The following is a 26,262-nucleotide window of genomic DNA, read 5'->3' on the forward strand; positions in this document are numbered from 1 at the left end:
ACTTTCCATGACTGAAATAACCGAGGTACCCAGCCCTTTTTGCGGCATGGGTACCGACGACCTGAGCATACAGGTGGACGGCACAACCTTGAAAGTGACCGCAAACGGTTGCTCGGTTAATACACCGGCATTCGAACAAGCCATAGCGGACACCGTGCCGCGCATTGCCGGGCAGGCAGCGAGTTTGGAAGCGGCGACCACTAAAGCTGCGGAATTGCTACGAAACACCCATCAACCTGTGATCGGCGGCTGCGCCACCGACGTCAACGGCATGCGCGCATTGCTGGCTTTAGCCGACAAAAGCGGCGCGGTGGTCGATAACCTCAATTTTAATAACGCACGCCGCAATTTACTGGCTTTGCAGGACTCCGGCTGGATGAATACCACGTTAGCCGAACTGAAAAACCGTTGCGATTTATTGCTGGTGGTCGGCACCGATCTGGAGGCCTTTGCCCCGCGTTTTTTCGAGAAGTATGTGTGGAATGAGGAAGCCATGTTCCTCGACAACACGGCCAACCGGGAAATTATTTATCTGGGCAAAGCCCCCTCCGGAAACGCCTCGACATCGCCGTCCGGCCAAAAAGCCACCGTTCTAAATTGCGCGGACGCCGATTTACCAGAAGTAACACCCGCATTGTCGGCCCTGGTTAAAGGCCACTTGTTACACGCACAAAGTGTCGCCGGCATCGCCATTAGCGAACTACAGCTTATCGCCGACAAACTGAAGGCCGCACAGTATGGTGTCATTCTATGGGGTGCGGCGGCATTGGCATTCGATCAAGCTGAGCTAACCGTGCAAACGCTGTGCAATATCGTTAAAGACCTTAACCAAGCCGGCACCCGCTGCTCCGGTTTTCCGTTGGGCGGCAAGGAAGGCGACCAAACCGCCAACCAAGTCTGCGGCTGGACTACCGGCTACCCCGCGCGCGTCAATTTTGCCCGTGGCTACCCAGAGTACGATCCTTATCTTTACGACAGCCAAACACTGCTAAGTAACGGCGAAGCCGATGCCTTGCTGTGGGTTCAGGCGTTTAACAGCAGTGCACTGCCCCCAAAAACCCACTTACCGACTATCGTCATCGCCCGCTCCGGCATGAAGTTTGAGAAAGAACCGGATGTGTTTATTCCCGTGGGCACCCCCGGCATCGACCACTCCGGCCACGCTTACCGCCTGGACAATGTGGTGGCGATCCGCCTGAAAAAATTGCGCGACTCCGGCCTGCCCAGTACCGCCGAAGTCCTGACCGCTATCGAACAAGCACTTTAGGATCAAACACATGTTGATAAAACTTACAGGTGGAACCGTTTACGATCCGGCCAGCGGCATCGACGGACAACAGCAAGACATTTACGTGCAGGACGGCCGCATTATCGATGCGCCTAAAGACGGCAGACCGGTTGACAAAGAATACGACTTGCGCGGCAAAGTGGTGATGTCGGGCGCCATCGACATGCACACCCACATCGGCGGCGGCAAAGGCAATATCGCCCGCACCCTGTTGCCGGAAGATCATCGCCAGGACCCAGTACACCGCACATCGATTACCCGTTCCGGTAACGGCCACGCGATGCCCAGCACCTATGTTGCGGGCTATCGCTATGCGGAAATGGGCTACACCGCCTGCTTCGAACCGGCGGTTTTGCCGATCAACGCTCGCCAAGCACATATGGAAATGGGCGACACACCGATAGTCGACAAGGGCGGCTACGTGATGCTGGGCAGCGATGACTTTTTGCTGCGCATGATGACCGCCAACAAAGATCAAAAAGCCATCAATGATTACGTGGCCTGGACGCTGAACGCCGCCAAAGGCATCGGCATTAAGGTGGTCAATGCCGGCGGCATCAATGCGTTTAAATTCAACCAGCGCAAACTGGATTTGGACGAGAAGAACAGCCATTACGACGTCACGCCCCGACAAATCTTGCAAACCCTGGCCCGCGCGGTGAAAGAACTGGGTATTACCCATCCGCTGCATGTGCATGGCTGTAATCTTGGCGTACCCGGCAACCTGGAAACCACTTTGAACACCATTCAAGGCATCGACGGTTTACCAATGCACTTGACGCATATTCAATTCCACAGCTACGGCACCGAAGGCGATTTCAAATTCTCGTCCGGCGCTGCGCAAATTGCCGAAGCGATCAACAACAACAAAAATATCACCGCCGACGTCGGCCAGATTCTGTTCGGTCAAACAGTGACCGCCTCCGGCGATAACATGCGCCAACACGCCAACCACCGTTTCGCCAGCCCGAATAAATGGGTGTGCATGGACATCGAATGCGACGCCGGCTGTGGCGTGGTGCCGTTTAAATACAAAGACCAAAACTTCGTCAATGCCTTACAGTGGGCCATCGGTTTAGAAATATTCCTGTTGGTCGAAGACCCTTGGCGAATCTTCCTGACCACCGACCACCCCAACGGCGCGCCGTTCACCAGCTATCCGCATCTGATCCGCCTATTGATGGACCGCAGCTTCCGGAACGACATGCTGGCGACCATCCATCCGGAAGCGCAAAAAATGACCACGCTAGCCTCGATCGAGCGCGAATACACGTTAAACGAAATCGCCATCATGACCCGCGCCGGCGCAGCCCGCATCATCGGCCTGAAAGACCGTGGCGCTTTGAGTGCAGGCAACTTCGCAGACATCACTGTCTACACCGAAAACGCTGACCGCCAGACTATGTTCACCAAACCCGATTACGTGTTCAAGGACGGCGAACTGGTCGTCAAAGACGGCGAAGTGGTGAAAGTTACCTGGGGCACGACCCACATCGTCAAACCGGACTACGATCTATCCATCGAAAAAGACCTCAAACCTTATTTCGACAAATACCTGACCATGAAACTCGGCAACTTTAAAATCAGCGACGACGAAATTAGCGAAGACGGGCGCGGCAGCTTGACGGCGCATCCGTTGCGAGGTGCAGCATGATCATTAATGGCGTAACCATAGACAAAACCTTCGCCGAAGCCTTTCCGATGAAGGCGACGCGGGCCATCATCACCGCGCAAAACGAAAAATGGGCGATGATTTCCGCGCAAGCGATGACCGGCTTCGCGACCTCTGTAATTGCTTGCGGCTGCGAGGCGGGCATCGAACGAGTGTTGAGCCCGAACGAAACGCCCGACGGACGGCCCGGCGTCGCCATCATGATTTACGCGATGGGCGGCAAAGGTCTGGCCAAACAATTAGAAACCCGCGCCGGCCAATGCGTATTGACCTCGCCAACCTCGGCACTATTTGCCGGCATCGAAGGCGGCAAGCCAATTCCGTTGGGTAAAAACCTGCGTTACTTCGGCGATGGCTTTCAAATTGCAAAAAAGATCGGCGGCAAGCGCTACTGGCGCGTACCAGTCATGGACGGCGAGTTTCTTACAGAAGCCACCACCGGCATGGTGGATGCGGTAGGCGGCGGCAACTTCCTGGTGCTAGCAGAATCGCAACCACAAGCTTTGGCAGCCTGCGAGGCGGCGATCGAGGAAATGCGCAAAATTCCGAATGTGATTATGCCCTTCCCCGGCGGCGTGGTGCGCTCGGGCTCCAAAGTTGGCTCAAAATACGCGTCATTGGGCGCATCAACAAACGATGCTTTTTGCCCGACTTTAAAAGGCGTGACCAAAACCGATTTGTCACCCGAAATCGAATCGGTGATGGAAATTGTCATCGACGGTTTGAGTAAGGAAGACATAGATAAAGCCATGCGCGTGGGCATTCAAGCAGTTTGCGATCTGGGCGCGGCCAACGGCATCAAGCGTATCAGTGCCGGCAATTACGGCGGCAAATTGGGCCCGTTCCACTTTCATTTGCAGGAGATCATGGCATGAGCGCGTTAACCTTTACCCTGAAACAGCCAACTGACCAGCGTATCGACATGTCGCCGCTGGTTTGTCAAAAGCTGCAAGGTTTGGACGTCGATGCCATTGGCGCCATCGAACTACAGAACGGCAAACGCCGGTTACGGGTTGATGAACTGTTCTACATCACCGGCATGAACACCCAAGAAATCATCATCGCCTACAGCGGCAACAAACTCGATTTCATCGGCAAGGAATTGGATGGCGGCAGCATTAGCGTACAAGGTGATGCCGGTGCATATCTGGGCATGCAAATGAAATCAGGCACTATCAACGTCAGCGGTGACGCGGGTTTGTATGCTGCATGTGAAATGAAAAACGGCTTAATTCAAATCGAAGGCGATGCCGGCGATTTTCTGGGTGGAGCCCTACCAGGTAACAAACAAGGTATGAAAGGCGGCACGGTGCTGGTGAAAGGCAATGTCGGCCAGCGCGCCGGCGACCATATGCGCCGAGGCCAGATTTTGATCGAAGGCAATGCCGGCGATTATTGCGGCTCGCGCATGCTGGCAGGCACTATCGCGGTGATGGGTAACACCGGCCGCTATCTGGGCTATGCGATGCGGCGCGGCACTTTGTTGCTATGGAATCAGCCGCAATTATCAGCGACCTTTAACGACTGCGGCTCCCACACACTGGCCTTCCTGCCCATACTGTTCGCATCGTTCAAATCCTTCAATTCCCGTTTTGCCGACAGTGGTGCGGCGTTTAACCGCGTGCAGCGTTACGGCGGCGATATGGCGGAAACCGGACGCGGCGAAGTGCTAGTCCGAATCTAACTCATGGCCGCGCAAACCCGTTACGGTTTGCGCGGCGCATCTCAAGTGAAGCCGATACTCACCACCACCAATCACAACCGTAATGTCGCTGGCCTGAAATATGTTTACCCGGTCATCTCCCGCCGTGCGGGTGGTTTATCGATAGGTGTCAATTTCAATCCGAACAATGCCTGCAACTGGCGCTGTATTTACTGCCAAGTACCGCAGTTACAGCGCGGTAATGCGCCGAAAATGGATTTTGCCTTACTGGAGCAGGAACTGCGCTTCTTTTTAAATTACGTGCAACACGGCGATTTTTTTGAGCAATTTAACGTCGAAATCGATCACCGCGTTATCAAGGATATCGCCATTTCCGGCAACGGCGAACCGACCAGCTTGATAGATTTTGATAAAGCCGTGCATCTGATCGGCAAGATCGCCACGGAATCCGGCGTATTTCCAGCCAGCAAATTTGTATTGATCAGCAATGGCAGTTTGATACACCAATCGACAGTACAAGCGGGCTTGGCGGAATTGAGCAGACACAACGGCGAATTATGGTTCAAGCTGGATAGCGCGACCGAACAGGGCCGCAAGTTGATCAATAGCACAGGCCAAAGTCAGCAAAAGTTATTGGAACGTCTAGAAATTGCCACTAGCCTTTGTCCAACCAAACTACAAACCTGCATGTTGCATTATCGGCAAGCGTGGTCTGATGGGGAAAAGCAGGCCTATTTAGGGCTTTTGCAGGAATTACGGTTTGGCCAGATTAAACTGCAAGAAATTATGCTTTACAGCGTGGCCAGGCAATCGTTCCAAATGGAAGCGGACGAACTGGAAAGAATGAGTGTTGAAGAAATGAATGCGTTTGCCGCTGACATCAAAGCGCTGGGCTATGATGTCAGCGTTAGCCATTAGGCCGTCACGTCGAGAAGAGATCCGAGCGTTTTTTCATGAACCTTGATCATTTTGGCACCAGCCGAAGTTTCAAGCTCAGCTTCTTTTAAGCTCAGCACCGGCTTGAATAAGTCAGCCGAACCGACATCTTTTGAGCCGCCGACTTCCTGAGCTTGCACCGGCAAATTTGCAATCGTTTGCGCGGCGGTACTGGCTTTTTGCTGAGCATTACTGATCAGACTGGTTGCGCTATTCATTACATTGCTAATCATGGTACACCTCCTGCAAATCCAGATTGCATCATACCGCCCCGGTTATCGGCTTGCCAAGCGCGGAACTTTAACTTCTCAACAGCGTTTTGCATACCTAGTCACACTTACGTAACTATTTGTCTTTCTTGACTATTTTTACGTAGATATCTTTCAGAAATGGCAGGCCTTGGCTCTGAAATTTCGACCAGCCGTAAACACCGACTTGCTTCAGTAACTCAGCTAATTTTTTCGCCGCCGCCTCTCCGCCAACCTGCTTAAATTTGGCTTCTACGATGGTGCTCCACTGCACTCTGGGCTGACCGTCAGCGTCCAGGAATACCCTGTCAAACAGCCACATTTCCGCGACGGACACCGTCCACATAAACGCAAACGACACCGCCATACCGCCGCCCGCCACAATCACTAGCCAGGCGAACATCGGGTTCAGCTTCGTCAACCACCACGACAAAATATCCACCAGCAAAAACATATAGGGCATACCGATCGCAATACATTTGTACTTGATGGTACTGGTTTCCGAAAAACTGAAAATCAAGCCGACAAACATGAAAATAAAACTGATGCCGAACAAGTGAATATGTGACACCCGCGTCAGCGAACTGAAGGTCGCGCCTTCGTCTTCCTTGGTCAATTCCTTCAACACTTTAAAATCGCTCAAATCCGGGACCGGTGCGTCTTTGTTGTGACACATCACACACCGTTCCTGAATGATTTTTTCGATACCATCGTCTATAAAATCGTCCTTGTCGGCACCATCGCGTACCCATTGGATAATGGCGAACCGTTCCTGTTCGGATGCATTCTCCTTCATGGACCCGTTCAGCTTAGTTTCCAGCACGGTTCCCGAACGATTGCCGTAATAACTGTAAACAATGTCGTCAATCGACAGGCCAAACTTGCCGTCAGCCATACCATGAGTAAACAGAATTTGGATCAAAGCCATCAGATAGCCAACCGCCACGGTAGTCAAATAGCCGGTAAACAGCACTTTGACTGGGGTATCCATTTGTTTTAAAGAAGAAAATTCGCGTGCCATAGTCAGTTACGCCGGTTTGGAAGGGATGGCTGCATTATAGCTTGGTTATATTGTCCTCGACCGAAAAATCCATTTTGTAGCAGGCATAAAAAAGGCCCTTGCAAGCAAGAGCCTTTTTACACGTAACCGTTAACGCTTATCTGGGCAGGACGTTCGCGGCAGTCAAACCTTTAGGACCGGATTCGATATCGAACTGAACCGACTGGCCTGGAGACAAGGTTTTAAAACCTTCGCCCTTAATTACGGAATGATGCACAAAAACATCTTCCTTGCCTTCGGAAGGCTCGATAAATCCAAACCCCTTGGTGTTGTTGAACCACTTTACAGTGCCTGTTGCCATTTCTAAAACTCCTACAAAATAAAACTAATGGTTACGCAGACCGACAATATTGACAACCGGACCTGCTGACTAGCAAAGGCCATAATCCCTCAACATCTGTTATCTGAGCGCGAGCATTGTACTTTGAATCATTTATCAAGGCTACCAACGATGTCCATCTCAAGCCACCAATCAGTAGTAATAATTTCACTGGAAAAAATAGTGGAATTATCCACCAGCCCTCGCTTGAAAAGCGTTACGTAGCGCCCCATCTCTGCGGCAACACAATTTATATCCCAAATGAGGTACGCAGCATGCGAATGGATAAATTAACCAGCAAATTTCAACAAGCGCTCGGCGACGCTCAAAGCATGGCCCTAGGCAAGGACCACCAGTTCATCGAGCCGGTGCACGTGATGTTGGCGCTGATCGATCAGGAAGGCGGCAGTATCAAACCTTTACTGATGCAAGTTGGCATTCAGGTCAACGCCTTGCGTAATGAGTTAAGCAAGGAGATTGATCGTCTGGCCAGCGTCTCCGGCGCCGGCGGCGATGTGCAGATTTCCAACGAATTGTCGCGGATGTTGAATCTGACTGACAAACTGGCGCAGAAACGTAAAGATGCGTTCATCTCCAGCGAATTATTTTTGCTGGCAGCCCTGGAGGCCAGCGGCTCCTTACAAAAAATCCTCAAGCAAGCAGGCGTCACCGCTTCGACCGTGGAAAAAGCCATCGAAAACATGCGCGGCGGCCAGAACGTCAACGATGCCAACGCCGAAGATCAACGCCAGGCCTTGAAAAAATACACCATCAACCTGACCGAACGTGCCGAACAAGGCAAGCTGGACCCGGTGATCGGTCGTGACGACGAAATCCGCCGCACCATACAAGTCCTGCAACGCCGCACCAAAAACAACCCGGTATTGATCGGCGAACCCGGCGTCGGCAAAACTGCCATTGTCGAGGGTCTGGCGCAGCGCATCGTTAACGGCGAAGTGCCGGAAGGTATCAAAGGTAAGCAACTATTGTCGTTGGACATGGCGGCATTAATCGCCGGCGCCAAGTTTCGCGGCGAGTTTGAGGAGCGTCTGAAAGCCGTACTTAATGACGTTGCCAAACAGGAAGGCCAGATCATCTTGTTTATCGACGAGCTGCACACCATGGTCGGCGCCGGCAAGGCCGAAGGCGCGATGGACGCCGGCAATATGCTGAAACCCGCTCTAGCTCGCGGCGAACTGCATTGCGTCGGCGCCACGACGCTGGACGAATATAGGCAATACATCGAAAAAGACGCCGCGTTGGAACGCCGCTTTCAAAAAGTACTGGTCGACGAACCGAGCGTCGAAGACACCATCGCCATCTTGCGCGGCTTGAAAGAACGTTACGAAATCCACCACAGCGTCGACATCACCGACCCGGCCATCGTTGCCGCCGCCATGCTGTCGCACCGCTACATTTCCGATCGGCAATTGCCGGACAAAGCCATCGACTTGATCGACGAAGCCGCCAGCCGGATCCGCATGGAAATGGACTCCAAACCGGAATCGATGGATAAGCTCGACAGGCGTTTGATTCAATTGAAAATCGAACGCGAAGCGATGAAAAACGAGAGTGACGCGGCCTCGAAAAAACGCCTGGAAATCCTGCAAGTGGAAATCGCCGATCTGGAAAAAGAGTATTCCGACCTCGAAGAAATCTGGAAGGCCGAGAAAGCGGCATTGCAAGGTACAGCAACGATTAAGGAACGCTTGGAACATGCCCGCCTGGAACTAGAAGCGGCCCGCCGCAGCCAGGATTATGCGCGGATGTCCGAGCTGCAATACGGCGACATACCCAAACTGGAAAAAGAGTTGGATTTGGCTTCGCAAGCAGAAATGCAGGAAACTACCCTGCTGCGCAGCAAGGTCACGGAAGAAGAAATCGCCGAAGTAGTTTCGAAATGGACCGGCATTCCGGTCTCGAAAATGATGGAAGGCGAGCGCGAAAAATTGCTGCGCATGGAAGAAGAGCTGGGCAAACGGGTAATCGGCCAAACCGAAGCCCTTAAAGCCGTCAGCAACGCGATCCGCCGCTCCCGCGCCGGCCTGTCGGACCCGAACCGCCCCAACGGGTCGTTCCTATTCTTGGGGCCAACAGGAGTCGGTAAGACCGAGCTGTGCAAGGCTTTGGCCGAATTCATGTTCGATACCGAGGAAGCAATGGTGCGCATCGACATGTCGGAGTTCATGGAGAAACATTCCGTGGCCCGTTTGATCGGCGCACCTCCCGGCTATGTCGGTTATGAAGAAGGCGGCTATCTAACTGAAGCCGTGCGCCGGAAACCCTACTCGGTCATCCTGCTTGACGAAATCGAGAAAGCCCATAACGACGTGTTTAATGTATTGCTGCAAGTGCTTGACGACGGCCGTTTGACGGATGGACAGGGTCGCACCGTCGACTTTAAAAACACGGTGGTGGTAATGACGTCGAACCTGGGCTCCAGCGTGATCCAGGAACTGGCGGGCGAAGACAACTATGTCGAAATGAAAGATGCGGTGATGGAGATTGTAGCTCAGCATTTCCGGCCGGAATTCATCAATCGGGTCGATGAAGCAGTGGTCTTCCATCCGCTCGGCCAGGGCCAAATCCGCGCCATCTGTAAAATTCAGATCGAATTGTTGCGCCGTCGCTTGCAGGAAAAAGACATTGGTCTGGAAGTCAGCGAAACCGCACTGGATTTACTCGGCGAAGCCGGTTTCGATCCGGTTTATGGCGCGCGGCCATTGAAACGGGCGATACAACGGCAATTGGAAAATCCGCTGGCTAATGAGATTTTGTCAGGACGCTTCATCCCTGGGGACTCGATCAAAATCGATGTCGCAAATGACGGATTGACATTTAGCCAATAAAAACGGCTTCGAATAAGCTGCCGAGTTAGCAGTTTGCTAACCCGGCAGTCACCTGTACCAACGGCCGTATCACCCGAAATTCAAATCAGATAGAATGGACGCCGGAAGTGCATGGTTTATCGCCGCAATCCGGGATAACCGACTATTAACGGCTCGTCACTTAATATAGGTCTCGAATCGGTAAAAGCCAACTTCTCCGGTCGACCAACGGCGTGGTCAAGTATTTGTCATCACGCTCTTATTTGAACCGTCGGTTTTGCTTAAGACATTTCCGCATGGGAACGGATATTGTCGACACATTATCAATTTAAGGCATCCCGCCATCATACTTATTCAAGGTTAAAGGAAAATGCGTTTGTCACACACTATAGCAACTACCAGTTTATTATTGGCTGCCGCCATCTCTCCAGCCCATGCAGCCTTGGTAGGGCCGGCCAGCGACTACAATGTTTTCGTATTCGGCAACTTCATCAGCTCAAATTCCGATACAGAAGGCAACTTAGCTGCCGGCGGCAATATCACATTGGCTAACTATTCGGTGGCCTCGCAAATCAGTGGCAACGCAGCCCGTTTGGTCGTCAACGGCACACTTACCGCCAACAACGGCGGTGTAGGCAACGGTCAGAACGGCAGCATCTATGCAGGCGGCACCCTGCTAAGCAGCTTTACCGCCAATGGCGGCGTCTTCGCGCAAACATTGGTGGATTTTTCCGGTGCGCAAACCCAATATCAAAACATCTCGAACGCCTGGAACGCTTTGACCGCCAACGGCAGTGTCGGCAACAATTACGGCACGCTGAATTTGACCGGCAACAATAGCGAACTCAACGTGTTTGACATAGACGGCGCCGAACTGACCGCCAGCAATACGATCAACATCAGCGCTCCCAGCAACTCCACCGTGTTGATCAATGTCAGCGGCACCGGCCAGATATTTCAAAACGGCCAAGTCAATCTTAACGGCATAGACGCCACACACGTCATCTACAATTTCTATGACGCAACGTCGTTAACGTTAGCGGGCAGCAAGAACCCTCAAGGCTCGATTCTAGCACCCTGGGCCAACGTATTCGGCGGTTACGGGCAATTGAACGGCCAATTGGTTGCTCAGTCGTTTAACGGCAATATCGAATTCCATAACCAGTTGTTCGCCAGCAATATTGCCGCAGTGCCCGTACCAGCGGCGATTTGGTTGTTTGGCTCAGCCTTAGGTATTTTGGGAATCAACGGCCGAAAAAAACTCGCGCGTTAAGTCTCCGCGTGACTCCCTCTAGCTATTCTGAGGGAGTCGCGCCTTTCCGTTCTTGTTGAAAAATCGTGGCATGCCCATCAATCGCTCAAATCTGAGCGTACATGGCCGCTATTCCTTCGCCCCGGCTCGAAGCAGCATATTCGCAATTTCCCGATGACCTCGGGTTCTCGCAAACTGTAGCGCATTGGCTGTCGGCTTGGCGCCGTTCGCCAATAGCAGTTCCACCATTTCCGTCCGCCCTCTACCGGCCGCCAACCCCAAAGCGGCACTATCGCCAGCGTTGATATCCATTCCCGCATCCAGAAATAATCGCACCGCCGCCATATCGCCCGCTCCAGCGGAGGCCGCGAATTGCTGTTCCGTGTATTCAACACCCATTTGCTGCAAATCTTTCCGGGCTTGTACCACGTCAACGGCGCATACAGAACCCACCTGAAGAACACTCAGCATCACGACGATACGTAAGACATCACACCGAACAATTTTGGATAATATTTCGTTCATCGACAAGCTCCTGAGGCCGCAAACTCATATGAATTAAACGCGAACGAGGCTCAAAGACATGGACTTTTTGCAGAGTTTGACAGCACTCGCTCAGACGTCCTCGCCTTGTTGCCATTAAATTTCGACGACCCGACCTTCCGCCGCCGATTGCAATGCGGCCACTATCGTTCTGCAATTATCCCGGGCATCGGCTAGGGACAACTGCGGCCCCTGACCACTCAACACGCAATTGCTGAAATGTTCAATCTCCAGACGGAAGTGATTGGAAGCCGGCAAGCGCTCTTCGGACTGGCGACCGTCCTCGGTCCACCAAGAAATCACCGGCACATCACCGGGCAATTGCCAAACCACATGACATTTGATACCCCCTTGGGTACCGATGATTTCGTATTCGCAGCGCCGAGCCCGTTCAAAGCTGAAATCGAAATGTGCGAATTTGCCTTCGCCGAAATCCAGCACGCCGCTAGTGGCGATGTCGGCGCCGCTTTCCACGTATTTGGACAACGCCGTTACCCGGCAAGGGGATTGCTGAAAAAACATTCGCAGCGAATGAATTGCATAGCAGCCAATATCCCACATCGCACCACCACCATGCGAAACATCGTCGGCTAAACGATACATCCGGGCCGGGCGCATCATGAACGAATAACTGGCACGTACTGATCGAATTTCACCTATCAGTCCGGAACCGATCAACTCCAATACTCGGGTATGTTGCGGATGGAAACGATACATAAAGCCTTCCATCACGGTCACCCCGTAACGGCGAGCTGCGGTTTCAATCGCATCTATATCGGCAACCGTCAGCGCCATCGGTTTTTCGCACAGCACATGCTTGCGATGTTCGATGGCACGTAAGGTCCATTCAGCGTGTTCATGATTCGCCATCGGCAAATAAATGGCTTGTACGTCATCGTCGTTGAGCAGAGAATCTAAATTGTCGTAACTCTGTATCTCAGGATGGCAGGGGGCATATTTAGCCAACGTTTGCGCCGCAGCCCCGGGACGGCGGCTGGCGATACCAATCAGTTCGGCATTGGATGCTTCGACTATTGCCGGCAATAAGCGTTCGTTGATGCGGGCCGCGCCGAGAATGCCCCAGCGAAGTTTGGCTTGGTCTTGGTTATTCATGACAGAACCTTGGACTGATGAGCTGAGAGCTATCAGATTAGCAGCTTGTCCAAACGCCGCAAGCACCTCAACCCAAAAAAGTTACGAAATGTATAGGCGCAAGCCTACAAACCAGAGAGGCGCTTATGTGCGCAATACGAAAACGCCGCGCATAAAAAAGGCCCAAGCAACATATGTTGCATAGGCCTTGTTGATCTACCGACTTTGCGTCGAGATCAAGCCATCGCGCGCAGCCTGTCGTTAAGTCTGCTTTTGCTGCGAGCAGCTTTGTTTTTATGGATCAGGCCTTTATTAACAGCCGAATCAATTACTGGCACAGCGGTTTTAAACGCGGCTTGAGCTTGTTCTTTATCGCCTGCTCTAACAGCGGCGATCACTTTTTTAACGAAAGTGCGTAAGTTGCTGCGCTGTCCGGCATTGCGAATACGGCTTTTCTCAGCCTGACGCGCTCTTTTTCTAGCTTGTGGTGAATTAGCCATAGTCTATCAGTTCTTTTGAGTTAATCTGGAACCGCGTATTATCATTTTGGATGCTATGATTGTCAAATTTTTAGTGTTAACAAACTCAACCTGAGGCCTGCAGTGAGCAAGCAGCTGTTTAAATCCACCGCAATCGTTAGCAGCATGACCATGATTTCGCGGATCATGGGTTTTGTAAGAGACATGCTATTTGCCAATATTTTTGGCGTTAACGCGGCAACCGATGCGTTTTTCGTGGCCTTCAGAATTCCGAACTTTCTCCGCCGCTTATTCATGGAAGGCGCGTTCGCCCAAGCTTTTGTGCCGGCTCTGACCGATTATAACGAAAAAGGTAGCCGCGAGGCATTCCAGCTGTTTATCGACCGCACTGCCGGCACTTTGGCAGTCCTGTTGATGCTGTTCACGCTGGCAGGCGTAGTTGCCGCGCCATTGCTAATTATGTTATTCGCGCCGGGCTTTCTGTGGGAAGGCGGCCAATACGAACTGGCTGTGCAAATGCTCCGCATTACCTTCCCGTATTTATTCTTCGTTACTCTAGTTGCATTCGCCGGTGCGATTTTGAACGCACGCGGTAAATTTGCAATACCGGCCCTGACCCCGGTATTTCTGAACATTTGCATGATAGGCGCTGCGGTCTGGATTTCGCCGCTTATGGAGCAACCGATCATGGCGCTGGCGTGGGGCGTATTCGCAGCCGGCGTGGTGCAATTGCTGTTTCAAGTCCCCGCTCTAATGCGTCTGGGCTTGCTGCCGAGGCCGCGCTGGGGTTATCAAGACCCGGCAGTACGGCACATGCTAAAACAGATGCTTCCGGCAATCTTTGGGGTCTCGGTGGTGCAAGTCAATCTACTGTTCGGCACTTTGGTCGCCTCGTTTTTAATTTCGGGCAGCGTTTCCTGGTTGTATTATTCGGATCGACTGGTGGAGTTTCCACTCGGGATTTTGGGTGTAGCGTTAGCGACGGTAATTTTACCCAGATTGTCCGAGAATCATGCTGCTGAAGATGCTCTGGCCTTTTCCAAGGCGTTGGACTGGGGCCTAAAATTGGTATTACTGATCGGCTTACCTGCCACGCTGGGTTTGACTCTGCTAGCCGAACCCTTGTTATCGACACTATTCCAATACAACGAATTCGGCAGCGACGATGTGCGGATGGCCGGTAAAAGCCTGATTGCATATGCACTAGGCTTATTGGCATTTATGCTGATCAAGATCTTGGTTCCAGGCTTCACTTCTCGCCTGGACACGCAAACACCGATGCGTTTTGGCATGCATTCCATCGTCGCGAATATCGTGTTGAGCCTACTGCTGGCATTTCCGTTCGCGCATGCCGGCATCGCCCTTGCAACCACCTTATCTGCGTACCTGAACGCGTTCCTCCTATTATTTAAGCTGTTAAAAACCCGAATTTACCGACCTGGCGAGCAATGGCTGTTATACATAGTGCGGATTGCGGCAGCCAACGCAATTATGTCGGCGTTTTTGTATTATTTTGTCGATGTCACGCTTTGGCTGGGTTGGAGTGCCTCACAACGAGGCTTGCATCTGGGAATGACAATCGGCTTGGCAATATTGATTTATAGTTTGACGCTAGTATTGTTGGGCATCCGCCCCCGGCATATCGGCTTGCAAAAATCCGTAACGACTTGAGATTCTCTGCGGCGCCACCATTGTCATGTAGAATGCACCGCAAACAGCGGTTTCCGTAACGATTCAACATAATAATCAGTAAGCTATGAAAACAAAAACAATCGGTTTTATTGGTGGCGGCAATATGGCGACCAGTCTAATCAGCGGCTTGATTGCCAGTGGCCATTCACCGCAGCAGATCTGGGTGTCTGATACCGCGCCAGCCACTTTGCAGGCTCACGCCGATCAATTGCATGTAAATACTACCGCCAGTAATGAGGCAGTCATTAACGAAGTCGAAGTGGTGGTGCTGGCAGTTAAACCGCAAATCCTGCGTGACGTTGCTTTGCAAATCGCCCCCTGTCTGAAGCAAAAAAATGTGCTGGTAGTATCTATTGCCGCCGGCATTTCCCAGCAAAGCCTGTCGAAATGGCTAGGCAGCGATGTGGCTATCGTGCGCTGCATGCCGAACACGCCTGCACTGGTGCAAACCGGAGCAACAGCATTACACGCCAATGCGAATGTAGACGACGAACAAAAAGATCTAGCCGAAAATATTCTGCGCGCAGTCGGTTTGGCGCTGTGGGTAAACGACGAAAACCAACTCGACGCCGTGACTGCCGTATCTGGTAGCGGGCCGGCTTATTTTTTCCTGCTGATGGAAGCGATGGAAAAAGCCGCCCTGGAATTGGGCCTGGACGAACGTTCCGCCAGACTGCTGATACAACAAACCGCGCTGGGCGCCGCCAAAATTGCGCTGGAATCGGCCGAATCGCCCGCCCAATTGCGCGCCAGAGTTACTTCGCCGGGGGGCACCACTCAACAAGCCATAGAAACATTTATGCAAAACGGTTTTGTCGAACTGGTTGCCAAAGCCTTGCATGCCGCCAATGACCGTTCCATTGAAATGTCAAAACAACTAGGAGCCGACTAATGGGCAGCAATTACATGACCGACCCGATAGTGTTCCTGATAGACACCCTGTTTTCTTTGTACATTTTAGCGGTGGCATTGCGCTTCTTATTGCAGTGGACCCAGGCCGATTTTTACAACCCGGTATCGCAATTTCTGGTGAAAATCACCCATCCGCCACTAAGGATCATGCGCCGTTTCATACCGTCTATCGGCCGCATCGATAGCTCTTCTCTGGTACTGGCCTTGTTGCTGCAAATAATCGCCAACTTCTCGATACTGGCTATTAAAGGCTTGTCCGTGAGTTTTGTGGCATTGACGTTATTGTCGTTTACCGACTTGCTAAAAATGCTGATCGATATTTTCGTTTACGCCATTTTTGCCGGCGCCATCCTCAGTTGGTTCGCCCCCGGCAGCTACGGCTCCGCCTCATCGATTTTGTACAGTTTGACTGATCCGCTGCTGAACGTGTGTCGCAAGGTTTTACCTGACCTGGGCGGGATAGATTTATCGCCGCTGGTGGCGCTGGTATTATTGCAACTGGCAAAAATGATGATTTTGCCGCCCTTGCATCAATTGGTCAGCCTACTGGGCTAGGCCTCTAGCCAGTATTGCCATGCGACATGCCCCCTTCAAACGAACCTCATTTGTCACTCTAGTCTTGCTATGTGCATTGGGTCAGCCGGCATATGCCAAAAAAATGTATCGTTGGGTGGATGAAAACGGTAACGTCTATTTCTCAGACCAAGTACCGCCGGATCAGGTAAAGCACAAACGGGAAACATTAAGCGAGAAAGCCCGCGTGCTCGATGTACTGGAAAAAGCCAAAACCGCCGAACAAATAGCCCAGCAAAAGCGGCTGGATGCGCTACGCAAGGAACAGGAAAAGATCATTGCCAGGCAAAACGCCAACGACAAAGTCCTGCTGAGCACTTTTCGTAACATTGATGATATGAATAAAGCCTTGAGCAATAAAATGGCGTCCTTCGATGCCGGGCAAAAAGTGATTGAAGGCAATATCGAACGCACTCAGCAGCAATTGCAGCAGCAACAGCAACAAGCAGCCAATCTTGAGCGCGGCGGCAGCAAGATACCGCCAAAATTACTGGCGGATATTGCCGCGAGCAAACAACAGATAGAAGCGGGCAAACAAGAGCTTTTGCGTCACCAACAAGACAGACAAAACAGCGAAAAAGAATTCAAAGCCGACATAGCCCGTTTTCAATTCCTCACCCAAGCCAACAACAACGACGGAAAACCGGTCAACGGCGATAGTTTAGCGGCCAGTAACGCCAGCAACGAGTTAGGTCTGTTTGTTTGCCAGGACGCCGGGCAATGCGAAAAAGCCTGGAAAGTCGCCGGCGAGTTTGTCGCGACTCACTCCACCACCGGCCAAGACGTGGAAAGCGAGAAACTGATCATGCGCGCGGCCCCGCAGAAAGACGACGATTTAAGCCTGTCGGTATCGCTACTGGAGCGTAACAACACTTTGCAGATATTTCTGGATATTCGCTGCCGCCAATCCAGCCTGGGCAACGAATTATGTTCAGGAGCAAAGGCACAAAGTATTCGCCAAGCCTTTGCACCATTCATTCAATCCAGCTTAGCGGCGCAACAATAAGGTACCGACGCCCTGATCGGTGAACAGCTCCAGCAACACCGCGTGCTCAACCCGCCCGTCGATGATATGCACACTGGTCACACCGCCCTTCAACGCATCGGTGCCGCAGCGGGTTTTCGGAATCATCCCCCCGGAAATCGTGCCATCGGCAATCAGATTATCAATATCGGTCAAGGTCAGACCGGTCAGCAAATTGCCCTGTCTGTCCATAATGCCGGGGATGTTGGTCAATAGCATCAGCTTTTCGGCTTTTAACACTTCGGCTACCTTGCCAGCTACCAAATCCGCATTGATATTATAGGAATGTCCGTCCTTACCCACGCCAATCGGCGCGATAACCGGAATAAAATCACTGTTACCCAACATTTCCACCACCGCCGGATCGATACTGCTGACTTCGCCGACGTGACCCAGATCAATGATCTCCGGTGCGTCGTCCAGCGTCGCGCCGGCCTTGGTCATATTGATTTTGCGGGCGTGGATGAAATTGCCGTCCTTACCGGTCAGACCTACCGCCTTACCACCCTGCATATTGATCATATTCACGATCTCTTTATTCACCAAGCCACCCAGCACCATTTCCACCACATCCATGGTTTCGCTGTCGGTCACGCGCATGCCGTCGATAAACTCGGAGGTTTTACCCAGGCGTTTTAACAAGTCGCCGATTTGCGGCCCGCCGCCATGCACGACGATAGGATTAATACCTACCAGCTTCATCAACACGATGTCGCGGGCGAAGCTGTGTTTCAACGCATCATCGACCATCGCGTTGCCGCCGAATTTAATCACAACGGTCTTGCCCTTGAATTTTTGAATATACGGTAAGGCTTCGATAAGAACGTGGGCAATCTGGTGCGCGGTTTTTTCTTTCATGATCACTAACAATTAAAAAGGTAATTTGATATCGGGTTTGATTTGCAGCATCAGCTGCCTGAATTGAGCTTGAATACGTTGCATCGCATCCTGGCTATCCGCTTCAAAACGCACGGTTAGAACCGGCGTGGTGTTGGAGGCTCTGACTAGACCCCAGCCGTCAGCAAATTCGACGCGCATGCCGTCTATATTGATGATCTTGCCGTCTTTAAACTTGGCCTGGCTGAATAGCTGTTCCACGAAGCGGATGCCTTCGCCTTCTGCCATCGGCACATGCAGCTCCGGTGTATTGATGCTATCCGGCAGTTCGGCAAATACGTCGCTACTGCTACGCATATCAGCAGACAGAATTTCAATCAGCCGCGCAGCCGCATATAAGGCGTCGTCGAAACCAAACCAACGGTCGTTAAAGAAAATATGTCCACTCATCTCACCGGCCAGCGCCGCCGTGGTTTCCTTGAGTTTGGCTTTCATCAGCGAATGACCACTTTTCCACATCAACGGCCGACCGCCGCGTTTGACGATTTGATCGTGCAAATGCCGGGAACATTTCACGTCGTAAATGATTTCCGCTCCCGGTTTATTGGCCAAGACATCGCGGGCATACAGCATCATTTGCCGATCCGGCCAAATAATTTTGCCGCCGGAATCGACCACGCCGATTCGGTCGCCGTCGCCATCAAAGGCGATGCCTATATCAGCTTCGTAATGCTGTACGGCCTTAATCAGATCGCCCAGATTTTCCGGCTTACTGGGATCGGGATGATGATTGGGAAAATTGCCGTCAATCTCGCAATACAACTCGATCACTTCGCAACCCATCGTACGCAACAGAATCGGCGCCAGTTGTCCGGCCGCACCGTTGCCGCAATCGACAGCCACTTTCATCGGTCTAACCAAATGCACATCGTCGGAAATCATGCCGATATATTCGTTGCTGAATAGACTATTCAGCTCGATGGAACCCGGCGTGCCTTCGCTAAAATCACCGGCCTCAATGCGTTTTTTTAATTGTTGAATCTTGTCGCCGGATAAAGTCTCGCCGTTCAAAACCAGTTTAAGACCGTTATAGTCAGCCGGGTTGTGGCTACCGGTGATCATCAAACCACTACGGCCTTCGCTGTGCTGGGTGACAAAATACAGCAACGGGGTCGGCACCAAGCCAATGTTTAATACATCGCAACCGGCTTCGGTAATGCCTTTTGCCAGCGCATCCGCCAAGCCGGGACTGGATAGCCGGCCGTCCCTGCCCATCACAATGGTCTTGATATTTAGCTGCCTGGCCTCGCTACCCAAAGCCCGGCCGATCTTGTGCACCGTTTCCGGCGTCAAGCCGCGTCCGACGATGCCACGAATATCATAAGTGCGGAAAATATCGGCAAAAGACTCGCCTGCCGTCGGCGCAACGTTTGGCATCGCCACGGGTGCCGATTTCTCGGCGGGAGTAGCCACACTAAGCGGCGCCTGCTCGGCCACGCTGATAGGCGCCGTACCCAAGCTGACCGGCACACTGGCATAGTGCTCGGCGGTTTTAGGCGACTCTTCGATAAAATCAATGTCGAATGACTCGTCGAAGAAATCATATTCGCCCGATTCTTCAGTTGGTTTACTCGGGCTTTTTTCTTGCTCTAGGATGCGTTTAAACTGCGCCAAAGTCGAAATAATCGGCCTCATTTCATCGAGTTGCACCGGATAGTGACCAACCTGCTTACCGGTCATCATGTCCTTGGCAGCTTTTAAAATACTGCTTTGATCGTGGTGCAGATAATCGGCCAATTTACGATAACCGATAAAAAACGCCAAACAACCCAACAAAGCGGGGATCAAGATAATGCAGGAAAATAAAATGATGTCGTCGGTACTGGTGCCGCCACCTATGGAAAGCTCCAACGACCACCGGCTGTTAGTCAGCGGCATCACTTGCGGCTCCTCCGCCTTCAATTCCTGCATGCCGACACTAGCCAATACCGCCTGCTCTTGCTTGATCTCCACATAACCGTTGCCGACGGTAGTCTTGCTAATCAGCTGTTGCAATAAATCCGGCTTTAAACTAACCAAAATCACGCCAATCACTTGCTGGTTTTGACTGACCGCAGCCGTCATTGCCAAATGCCGATGCTCGCCCTCGCCTTGCACGAAGGGCTTTTGCTTGGCGGTCAGCGTGGCGCGCACCATTTCCAAATCGGCAAACCCCATATTCGGGACTTGGCTAAGATCCGGCTCGCTGACAGTCGCCGGCAACAAGCGCACGCGCAGCGCTTGTGGAATCGTATTCTGTAGCCTGGCAGCGACATTATCCAAGGCCGCTGGATTGTAGCTATCGCTGGCGAGTACCGCCACCACATCGGGCGCCTGCGCCAGACCGTCGATGACACGCTGCAAGGTCTCGATCTGGCTGACAATGCTGACTGTCATGCCGCTGGCAATGGCCGTGGTACTGGTTTGCTGGGTTTCGCTAACCTGGGCCGCCGAAAACCAATAGGCGCCGCCACCGGCCAATAACACCATCAGCGCCGCGATGCCCGCTACTATGCTAAATATGCGTCCCATCCGTCGCGACTCCGCTTAGTGTCGGCCGCTGTGCCCAAAACCGCCGCTGCCGCGATGGCTTTCGTCGAATTCGGCGACGCACTCAAACTCAGCCTGTACCACCGGCACAAACACCATTTGCGCGATGCGCTCACCTATCTCGACGGTAAATGCGCTATTGCCGCGATTCCAGCAGGAGATAAACACCTGCCCCTGGTAATCAGAATCGATCAAACCCACCAAATTACCCAGCACGATGCCGTGCTTATGCCCCAGTCCCGAGCGCGGCAGCAACACCGCCGCCAAATGCGGATCGTCGATATGAATAGCCAGGCCGGTGGGTATCAAGGCCGTTTCGCCCGGCTGCAAGGTCAAGGCCTGATCCAGACAGGCGCGCAAATCCAGCCCCGCAGAGCCGTGGGTAGCGTAGGCGGGCAAAGCAATCTCCCGGCCCAGACGCGGATCAAGAACTTTTAACTGGATTTTTTTCATGCAATTTCTCGGCTATCAGTTTAAGCAGCTGTGCGGCTAAGGTATGTTTATCGGTCATCGGCAGGATTTGTTGACCTCCCGGCCAAAATACTTGCAAGGCGTTGCGATCACTCTCGAAACCGCCTTCAACCTGCCCGACCCAATTCGCGGCGATCAGGTCCAGGTGTTTGCTTTGCAGCTTGTGTTTGGCGTAATTTTCCAGATCGTCGGTTTCCGCGGCAAATCCCACAACCAAAGGTTTTGGTTGTAATTCAGCCACCGCGGCAATGATGTCCGGATTTTTTACCAAGGCTATATTGCTGGTGTCGCCAGCCTTTTTTATCTTGCTGTCAGCCAGCTGTTGCGGCCGGTAATCCGCTACCGCCGCCGCACCAATGTAAATATTTGCAATCCGGCTATGCATCATCACTGCATCATACATTTGCAAGGCGGTTTCCACTGGAATAAGTTTGGCGCCGGCCGGCACGGCTAAGCTGACCGGGCCACTGACCAGTGTCACGTTGGCACCGGCTGAGAGGGCGGCGACGGCCAAGGCATAACCCATTTTGCCCGAACTGCGATTAGTGATGTACCGCACCGGATCAAGCGGCTCTCGCGTCGGTCCGGCACTGATGACTATGTTAATGCCCGACAGAAAACCGAGCTGCTCAGGCGCCAGCAGTTGCCGACAAATCTCGGCCGGCTCGACCATGCGTCCCAAGCCTTGCTCGCCGCAAGCCTGCTCGCCAGCCGCCGGGCCGATGTATTGCACACCATGGCTTTGCAGCCTGGCAACATTTTCTTGGGTTACCGGTTTACGCCACATCGCCTGATTCATCGCCGGCGCGACCCATACTGGGCATTCGGCCGCAAGATACAAGGTAGACAGCAAATCATCCGCCAAACCATGCGCCATTTTCGCCAAGGTATCGGCGGTCGCCGGCGCAATCAGCAATAGGTCTGCCCAGCGTGCCAAATGGATATGGCTCATGGCCTGTTCCTGCTCGACATCCAGCAAATCGCTATGCACGGCATGGCCGCTCAAGGCCTGAAAAGTCAGGGGTGTGACAAACTGGCGGGCTGCGGCAGTCATCACCACGCGAACTTCATGGCCTTGCTTCCGCAACAAGCGCACCAGCTCCGCCGCTTTATAAGCCGCGATACCGCCGCAAACCCCCAACAAAATTCGCTTGTTAATGTTCATGCCCCAAAAAGATCAGTTCTTGGAATTATGGCAAACTCGACCTTTGATGTATAGGAACAGCTTATTTTGCAAGCAGTCCGCGCCGCCAAAGCTTAAACCTTAGATTCTAAAGTTGCTTTGCTGAAAACCGACCTCCTGCATTGAACCTTTTTGCCGCCACATGGAATACACCGCGAAATAAGTTTCGCCGACGAACCAGGCAAACAGCACGATCTAATGAGATTGGTGCGGCTTATTCATTAAAACCCTGAGCCTTATCCATACACAGAATAAAAAGGTAAAATCATGAAAATTACGCGCACTCCCCTCATCGCCCTCAGTTTAAGCGGGGCGCTTGTGCTACCTACCGCGCAAGCTGCCAATATTTCCTTAAGCAATAACACCTGGACGGCAAGCGGCGCAGCTGGGCTGATTTACGGGGACAATACGGTCAATAACTCACCGACTGGAAACGCTCAGTTCGGTTACGTGTCGACATCCGGCGGTGTTTATGGTGTTTCGCCTTTGGTTCTGAGGGATGAAGGACGCGGCACCGAGAACCAAACCAATGGCTCGAAAATTCAATCGAATGCTTTCAGTGCCAATGCGAATGACACGCTGACTTTGCAATTCAATTACATTTCAACCGATGGCCGTGGTTATGACGACTACGCCTGGGCGCGCTTGGTCAATGCGGATACCCACAACACTGCCGCTTGGTTGTTTACAGCCCGCAGCACCAATTCCGCCACCGGTAATGTCGTGCCCGGTAACGTGTTGGATCGTCAGGTAGATAACAACTTACCGGATGAGCTCGATGCGGTATTGAATGACGGTAACACCATTGGCTTTGCTGCGGCTGGCACAAGCTGGATACCGTTGGGTGGTTCAAGCGGCATTTGCTGGGATAACGCCAACACCTGTGGCCCGACCGGCTGGATTAAGTCCGCTTACTCGTTCACCGCAACCGGATCGTATTTTCTCGAGTTTGGGGTGATCAACTGGGGCGACGAAGCGTTTGATACCGCACTTGCTTTTGATTTTGGCGGGCTACAGCAAGTGAATTTCAGCGGTGTCACAATAGTGCCGCCACCCGCGACGGTGCCTCTACCTGGCGGCTTCCTGCTGATGTCTTTGGGCATGGGCTTAGTCAGCGCAATTTCTCGTAGGAGCAAATTTGCCGGCCAATCCTGAAAATTCTGCGGCAAGTCATCTTGATAAGAAATCAGGGGATGATTTTGTCTGTTCTGTACTAATGAAAACCGCGAGCCAAACCAGGCTCCGCGCCGGCAGATCCGCCACAACCACATCAAAAACAACAGTTTAAATCGCCGTAAAATTAACCCTGTGATATATTCGCGCCAGACTTACCTGCCCATATGGGCAATATAGCCTCAGCAAAACAGGCGGTATAGTGCGGACAACCTTGAAGCAGTTCCGGTAAAGCTAACACCCTCAGCGGCCCCGGAACTATTTCAAGGTTTGCCAACATCCTGCGGGATGCAATCAAGCGCAATTGCACGGAAACTCGGCCATATGGGCGATCAAGCACTTGCAATGTATACGGTAGCTGGAAGCTTGGAGGATTGACGCTTCAATCCTTGTCCGGCCGGGTTTAGAAGAGCCTAGTCTCAGCAATACAGAACGAGAATTTTATGAACTTGAAACGCCAATCGCTACTTGCCCTGTGCTTGAGCCTCACCACCCAAATCGCTAATGCTCAGGACGTAGCGCCGGTTAATCTGGAACAAATCCGCAAGACCGCTGCCGATTTCGAACACGGCCGCACTGTCAAACAAGATTACCATCAAGCTTTTGATATGTACTGCAAGGCCGCGCTGCAAGGCGATGCCGAATCGGCTTACAGCATCGGCTTTATGTATTTCAACGGCCGCGGCGTGGCTCGTAGCATTCCGCTGGCCAGTCACTGGTTTAAACAAGCGGCGGAACACGGCGATAGTCACGCCAAGCAAATGCTGACCCGTTTCGGCGATGTCACACCCAGTGACGACCCCGCCTGCCAACCACCGACTCCGGAACCCGAAGTGAAGCTGGTCGCTGATCCCAATCCTAACCGCGAACGGGTAGAGGCTTGGGTAAAAGAAATTGCCCCCATTTACAGCATCGATCCGCAACTGATCATGGCGGTGATTCAGGCCGAATCGGCTTTCAACCCCAGCGCGCTATCCGGTAAAAATGCCCAAGGCCTGATGCAACTCATTCCGGAAACCGCCGAGCGTTTTGGGGTAAAAGACAGCTGGAATCCGATCCAAAACATCAAAGGCGGCACCGCTTATCTACACTGGCTGCTAAGACATTTCGAAGGTAAAGTCGATTTAGTGCTGGCCGCTTATAACGCCGGTGAAGGCGCGGTAGAACGTTATCAAGGTATCCCGCCCTATCAAGAAACCCGCAATTACGTAAAACAAATTTTGGCGGCATATCAAAAACCGACCCACCCAGTACCGCCGCAAGAACTGCAAAAAAACCTGGTTATCGAACAAAAAACCTAAGTTACCGTCAATTCTCCGCAGCTATCCAAGCCTGGGAATACGGTATTTCGTAATATTGACGAAATACCGTCTGCACTTAGCATCCATATCCCGCATTATCCAGCCCCTCTTCCATTTTTTCATTCCTGCCAAACTCCTTCAACAACAGGCAGTTACCCAACAACAGCTTTAAAGCCCGCGCGTCTGGCACAAGAATTGATCCAGTTAAGCCAACAAACCTCGGTTAACGAGATTTCCGGCCACTCAATTCATATGGGTTATTGTCATGAAAGTTGATAATTCGATCTTCTCTAGCGCAGTGCTGACTGCCATCGATTCAGCCACTGACTTAATGGAGGCGCTGTGATGGATAACCGAATCAGACTCCAACACCATAGATATACTGTTGTATCGCCCATCGTCGCCCAGCACTGGCTTAACCAAACACCGGTATGCGAAAGCGACAGCGAATGCTGTCAATTGAATCAATCCCGAGCCGAGCTTGCCGCATTGGAACGCGCCCTGGCTATTAGCCAACAACAGCTGGCCGATGCCCGCCGACAAATCGAATCACTGAATGCCACCCGCAAAACCTTGGAACAACAGTTACTGGAAAGTAACGAGAATTACAGGCAAGCGCTGCATTGCGCACACCACGACGAATTAACCGGTTTACCGAATCGAGTTTTATTACTGGATAGACTGCAACAGGCCATGGCCCAAGCGGATCGTCAGCAACGGCCAGTCGCACTATTGTTTATCGATCTGGACGAATTCAAAAACATCAACGACGAACTCGGCCACGCGGCCGGCGACCAATTACTGAAAGAAGTGGCGGAACGCTTGTCGGCTTGTCTGCGCTACGGCGACACCGCTTGCCGTTACGGCGGCGACGAATTTTTGGTGTTGTTGGGTGAAGTCGATGCTGATCACAGCGTAGCGGCGGTGATAGAAAAAATTCAGTCCCAGCTGGCAGAAACTTGCAGCATTGCGGGCAAGCCGGTTGCTATCAGTGCCAGCATAGGCGCGGCCATCTATCACCACGACGGACAAAGCAGTCTTGACCTACTAAACCGAGCCGATAGCGCGATGTACCGTGCGAAAAAACTGAAATTATCCCAAACGAACAGCTAACCAAAGTACAACGG

24 protein-coding genes are annotated in these 26,262 nt (G+C 52.3%); 14 read left to right on the forward strand and 10 right to left on the reverse strand.

Translation table 11 applies throughout. The features are described from left to right. Nucleotides 1-7: 7 nt before the first annotated feature. From ACMXD4_RS19410 to ACMXD4_RS19430, 5 genes are read left to right on the forward strand one after another with little or no spacing between them, the layout of a single operon-like run. On the forward strand, nucleotides 8-1,267 hold the full coding sequence (locus tag ACMXD4_RS19410) for a formylmethanofuran dehydrogenase subunit B (protein WP_415879117.1): 1,260 nt from the start codon (nucleotides 8-10) through the stop codon (nucleotides 1,265-1,267). A gap of 10 nt (nucleotides 1,268-1,277) precedes the next feature. Continuing rightward, nucleotides 1,278-2,942 (forward strand): formylmethanofuran dehydrogenase subunit A, encoded by a 1,665-nt coding sequence (locus ACMXD4_RS19415; RefSeq protein WP_415879118.1) that lies wholly within the window; start codon nucleotides 1,278-1,280, stop codon nucleotides 2,940-2,942. Continuing rightward, nucleotides 2,939-3,835, forward strand: coding sequence for a formylmethanofuran--tetrahydromethanopterin N-formyltransferase (fhcD, locus tag ACMXD4_RS19420; RefSeq protein WP_192393120.1), 897 nt, complete (start codon nucleotides 2,939-2,941; stop codon nucleotides 3,833-3,835). The genes ACMXD4_RS19415 and fhcD overlap by 4 nt, the downstream gene beginning before the upstream one ends. Next, entirely contained in the window at nucleotides 3,832-4,644 is an 813-nt protein-coding gene (locus ACMXD4_RS19425; RefSeq protein WP_415879119.1) for a formylmethanofuran dehydrogenase subunit C, read from the forward strand. The genes fhcD and ACMXD4_RS19425 overlap by 4 nt, the downstream gene beginning before the upstream one ends. 3 nt (nucleotides 4,645-4,647) lie before the next feature. Next, nucleotides 4,648-5,541, forward strand: coding sequence for a radical SAM protein (locus ACMXD4_RS19430; RefSeq protein ID WP_415879120.1), 894 nt, complete (start codon nucleotides 4,648-4,650; stop codon nucleotides 5,539-5,541). Here the strand turns inward: ACMXD4_RS19430 and ACMXD4_RS19435 are convergent. From ACMXD4_RS19435 to ACMXD4_RS19445, 3 genes are all read right to left on the reverse strand, one after another. Continuing rightward, the gene (locus tag ACMXD4_RS19435; protein ID WP_171697552.1) at nucleotides 5,538-5,792 is read right to left on the reverse strand and encodes a hypothetical protein; all 255 of its coding nucleotides are present in this window, start codon (nucleotides 5,790-5,792) and stop codon (nucleotides 5,538-5,540) included. The genes ACMXD4_RS19430 and ACMXD4_RS19435 overlap by 4 nt on opposite strands. Nucleotides 5,793-5,904: 112 nt before the next feature. Then, on the reverse strand, nucleotides 5,905-6,828 hold the full coding sequence (locus ACMXD4_RS19440) for a hypothetical protein (RefSeq protein WP_033159149.1): 924 nt from the start codon (nucleotides 6,826-6,828) through the stop codon (nucleotides 5,905-5,907). 136 nt (nucleotides 6,829-6,964) lie between these two features. Then, entirely contained in the window at nucleotides 6,965-7,168 is a 204-nt protein-coding gene (locus ACMXD4_RS19445) for a cold-shock protein (RefSeq protein WP_020483379.1), read from the reverse strand. Nucleotides 7,169-7,461: 293 nt separating this feature from the next. Between ACMXD4_RS19445 and clpB the strand changes: the two genes are divergently transcribed. Together clpB and ACMXD4_RS19455 are read left to right on the forward strand one after the other, a co-directional pair. Next, nucleotides 7,462-10,035, forward strand: a complete 2,574-nt coding sequence (clpB, locus tag ACMXD4_RS19450) for an ATP-dependent chaperone ClpB (RefSeq protein WP_415879121.1) — start codon at nucleotides 7,462-7,464, stop codon at nucleotides 10,033-10,035. Between the two features lie 355 nt (nucleotides 10,036-10,390). Next, nucleotides 10,391-11,287: a choice-of-anchor A family protein gene (locus ACMXD4_RS19455; RefSeq protein WP_415879122.1), complete on the forward strand. Its 897-nt coding sequence runs from the start codon at nucleotides 10,391-10,393 to the stop codon at nucleotides 11,285-11,287. Between the two features lie 108 nt (nucleotides 11,288-11,395). Here the strand turns inward: ACMXD4_RS19455 and ACMXD4_RS19460 are convergent, their stop codons facing one another. The 3 genes from ACMXD4_RS19460 to rpsT all read right to left on the reverse strand — a co-directional run bounded on the left by ACMXD4_RS19460 (nucleotide 11,396) and on the right by rpsT (nucleotide 13,401). After that, complete coding sequence (locus tag ACMXD4_RS19460; RefSeq protein ID WP_415879123.1) at nucleotides 11,396-11,791, reverse strand: ankyrin repeat domain-containing protein; 396 nt, start codon at nucleotides 11,789-11,791, stop codon at nucleotides 11,396-11,398. A gap of 114 nt (nucleotides 11,792-11,905) precedes the next feature. Beyond that, the gene (locus ACMXD4_RS19465; RefSeq protein ID WP_171697548.1) at nucleotides 11,906-12,922 is read right to left on the reverse strand and encodes a Gfo/Idh/MocA family protein; all 1,017 of its coding nucleotides are present in this window, start codon (nucleotides 12,920-12,922) and stop codon (nucleotides 11,906-11,908) included. Nucleotides 12,923-13,137: 215 nt separating this feature from the next. Beyond that, a complete protein-coding gene (gene rpsT / locus ACMXD4_RS19470) occupies nucleotides 13,138-13,401 on the reverse strand; it encodes a 30S ribosomal protein S20 (RefSeq protein WP_020483383.1) in 264 nt (87 codons plus the stop codon). A 102-nt stretch (nucleotides 13,402-13,503) separates the two neighbouring features. Between rpsT and murJ the strand changes: the two genes are divergently transcribed. The 4 genes from murJ to ACMXD4_RS19490 all read left to right on the forward strand — a co-directional run bounded on the left by murJ (nucleotide 13,504) and on the right by ACMXD4_RS19490 (nucleotide 17,563). Continuing rightward, entirely contained in the window at nucleotides 13,504-15,051 is a 1,548-nt protein-coding gene (murJ, locus tag ACMXD4_RS19475) for a murein biosynthesis integral membrane protein MurJ (RefSeq protein ID WP_415879124.1), read from the forward strand. Nucleotides 15,052-15,136: 85 nt separating this feature from the next. Further along, nucleotides 15,137-15,964, forward strand: a complete 828-nt coding sequence (gene proC / locus ACMXD4_RS19480; protein WP_415879125.1) for a pyrroline-5-carboxylate reductase — start codon at nucleotides 15,137-15,139, stop codon at nucleotides 15,962-15,964. Further along, nucleotides 15,964-16,539 carry a YggT family protein gene (locus ACMXD4_RS19485; protein ID WP_171697545.1) on the forward strand — a complete coding sequence of 192 codons (576 nt, stop codon included), beginning with the start codon at nucleotides 15,964-15,966 and terminating at the stop codon, nucleotides 16,537-16,539. The genes proC and ACMXD4_RS19485 overlap by 1 nt, the downstream gene beginning before the upstream one ends. A 19-nt stretch (nucleotides 16,540-16,558) precedes the next feature. Further along, nucleotides 16,559-17,563 carry a DUF4124 domain-containing protein gene (locus ACMXD4_RS19490; RefSeq protein WP_415879126.1) on the forward strand — a complete coding sequence of 335 codons (1,005 nt, stop codon included), beginning with the start codon at nucleotides 16,559-16,561 and terminating at the stop codon, nucleotides 17,561-17,563. Here the strand turns inward: ACMXD4_RS19490 and argB are convergent. Genes argB through coaBC form a run of 4 tightly spaced genes read right to left on the reverse strand, consistent with a single transcriptional unit; the run spans nucleotide 17,546 to nucleotide 22,643 of the window. Further along, nucleotides 17,546-18,439: an acetylglutamate kinase gene (argB, locus tag ACMXD4_RS19495; RefSeq protein WP_033159176.1), complete on the reverse strand. Its 894-nt coding sequence runs from the start codon at nucleotides 18,437-18,439 to the stop codon at nucleotides 17,546-17,548. The two genes, ACMXD4_RS19490 and argB, sit on opposite strands and share 18 nt — an antisense overlap. Nucleotides 18,440-18,451: 12 nt before the next feature. Next, nucleotides 18,452-20,989 carry a phosphomannomutase/phosphoglucomutase gene (locus ACMXD4_RS19500; RefSeq protein ID WP_415879127.1) on the reverse strand — a complete coding sequence of 846 codons (2,538 nt, stop codon included), beginning with the start codon at nucleotides 20,987-20,989 and terminating at the stop codon, nucleotides 18,452-18,454. Between the two features lie 15 nt (nucleotides 20,990-21,004). Then, nucleotides 21,005-21,460, reverse strand: coding sequence for a dUTP diphosphatase (gene dut / locus ACMXD4_RS19505; RefSeq protein WP_415879128.1), 456 nt, complete (start codon nucleotides 21,458-21,460; stop codon nucleotides 21,005-21,007). Then, nucleotides 21,432-22,643 carry a bifunctional phosphopantothenoylcysteine decarboxylase/phosphopantothenate--cysteine ligase CoaBC gene (gene coaBC, locus ACMXD4_RS19510; protein ID WP_415879129.1) on the reverse strand — a complete coding sequence of 404 codons (1,212 nt, stop codon included), beginning with the start codon at nucleotides 22,641-22,643 and terminating at the stop codon, nucleotides 21,432-21,434. Before coaBC ends, dut begins: the two co-directional genes overlap by 29 nt. Nucleotides 22,644-22,928: 285 nt before the next feature. Between coaBC and ACMXD4_RS19515 the strand changes: the two genes are divergently transcribed. The 3 genes from ACMXD4_RS19515 to ACMXD4_RS19525 all read left to right on the forward strand — a co-directional run bounded on the left by ACMXD4_RS19515 (nucleotide 22,929) and on the right by ACMXD4_RS19525 (nucleotide 26,248). After that, complete coding sequence (locus ACMXD4_RS19515; RefSeq protein WP_171697541.1) at nucleotides 22,929-23,816, forward strand: NF038132 family protein; 888 nt, start codon at nucleotides 22,929-22,931, stop codon at nucleotides 23,814-23,816. A 461-nt stretch (nucleotides 23,817-24,277) separates the two neighbouring features. Next, nucleotides 24,278-25,135: a transglycosylase SLT domain-containing protein gene (locus tag ACMXD4_RS19520; RefSeq protein WP_171697540.1), complete on the forward strand. Its 858-nt coding sequence runs from the start codon at nucleotides 24,278-24,280 to the stop codon at nucleotides 25,133-25,135. 345 nt (nucleotides 25,136-25,480) lie between these two features. Next, on the forward strand, nucleotides 25,481-26,248 hold the full coding sequence (locus ACMXD4_RS19525; RefSeq protein ID WP_171697539.1) for a GGDEF domain-containing protein: 768 nt from the start codon (nucleotides 25,481-25,483) through the stop codon (nucleotides 26,246-26,248). Nucleotides 26,249-26,262 lie beyond the last annotated feature (14 nt).

It is taken from the genome of Methylomonas sp. TEB (genome assembly GCF_047777895.1).
Lineage (GTDB): Bacteria > Pseudomonadota > Gammaproteobacteria > Methylococcales > Methylomonadaceae > Methylomonas.

What these genes read in the sequence shown, in the direction of transcription:
- ACMXD4_RS19465 (WP_171697548.1), bottom strand. Translation starts at nt 12,922, where the DNA reads ATGAATAACCAAGACCAAGCCAAACTTCGCTGGGGCATTCTCGGCGCG.
- ACMXD4_RS19445 (WP_020483379.1), bottom strand. Translation starts at nt 7,168, where the DNA reads ATGGCAACAGGCACTGTAAAGTGGTTCAACAACACCAAGGGGTTTGGA.
- ACMXD4_RS19525 (WP_171697539.1), top strand. Translation starts at nt 25,481, where the DNA reads ATGGATAACCGAATCAGACTCCAACACCATAGATATACTGTTGTATCG.
- clpB (WP_415879121.1), top strand. Translation starts at nt 7,462, where the DNA reads ATGCGAATGGATAAATTAACCAGCAAATTTCAACAAGCGCTCGGCGAC.
- rpsT (WP_020483383.1), bottom strand. Translation starts at nt 13,401, where the DNA reads ATGGCTAATTCACCACAAGCTAGAAAAAGAGCGCGTCAGGCTGAGAAA.
- ACMXD4_RS19410 (WP_415879117.1), top strand. Translation starts at nt 8, where the DNA reads ATGACTGAAATAACCGAGGTACCCAGCCCTTTTTGCGGCATGGGTACC.
- ACMXD4_RS19415 (WP_415879118.1), top strand. Translation starts at nt 1,278, where the DNA reads ATGTTGATAAAACTTACAGGTGGAACCGTTTACGATCCGGCCAGCGGC.
- proC (WP_415879125.1), top strand. Translation starts at nt 15,137, where the DNA reads ATGAAAACAAAAACAATCGGTTTTATTGGTGGCGGCAATATGGCGACC.
- ACMXD4_RS19460 (WP_415879123.1), bottom strand. Translation starts at nt 11,791, where the DNA reads ATGAACGAAATATTATCCAAAATTGTTCGGTGTGATGTCTTACGTATC.
- ACMXD4_RS19520 (WP_171697540.1), top strand. Translation starts at nt 24,278, where the DNA reads ATGAACTTGAAACGCCAATCGCTACTTGCCCTGTGCTTGAGCCTCACC.
- ACMXD4_RS19435 (WP_171697552.1), bottom strand. Translation starts at nt 5,792, where the DNA reads ATGATTAGCAATGTAATGAATAGCGCAACCAGTCTGATCAGTAATGCT.
- ACMXD4_RS19490 (WP_415879126.1), top strand. Translation starts at nt 16,559, where the DNA reads ATGCGACATGCCCCCTTCAAACGAACCTCATTTGTCACTCTAGTCTTG.
- ACMXD4_RS19515 (WP_171697541.1), top strand. Translation starts at nt 22,929, where the DNA reads ATGAAAATTACGCGCACTCCCCTCATCGCCCTCAGTTTAAGCGGGGCG.
- ACMXD4_RS19430 (WP_415879120.1), top strand. Translation starts at nt 4,648, where the DNA reads ATGGCCGCGCAAACCCGTTACGGTTTGCGCGGCGCATCTCAAGTGAAG.
- coaBC (WP_415879129.1), bottom strand. Translation starts at nt 22,643, where the DNA reads ATGAACATTAACAAGCGAATTTTGTTGGGGGTTTGCGGCGGTATCGCG.
- argB (WP_033159176.1), bottom strand. Translation starts at nt 18,439, where the DNA reads ATGAAAGAAAAAACCGCGCACCAGATTGCCCACGTTCTTATCGAAGCC.
- ACMXD4_RS19425 (WP_415879119.1), top strand. Translation starts at nt 3,832, where the DNA reads ATGAGCGCGTTAACCTTTACCCTGAAACAGCCAACTGACCAGCGTATC.
- dut (WP_415879128.1), bottom strand. Translation starts at nt 21,460, where the DNA reads ATGAAAAAAATCCAGTTAAAAGTTCTTGATCCGCGTCTGGGCCGGGAG.
- fhcD (WP_192393120.1), top strand. Translation starts at nt 2,939, where the DNA reads ATGATCATTAATGGCGTAACCATAGACAAAACCTTCGCCGAAGCCTTT.
- ACMXD4_RS19485 (WP_171697545.1), top strand. Translation starts at nt 15,964, where the DNA reads ATGGGCAGCAATTACATGACCGACCCGATAGTGTTCCTGATAGACACC.
- ACMXD4_RS19500 (WP_415879127.1), bottom strand. Translation starts at nt 20,989, where the DNA reads ATGGGACGCATATTTAGCATAGTAGCGGGCATCGCGGCGCTGATGGTG.
- ACMXD4_RS19440 (WP_033159149.1), bottom strand. Translation starts at nt 6,828, where the DNA reads ATGGCACGCGAATTTTCTTCTTTAAAACAAATGGATACCCCAGTCAAA.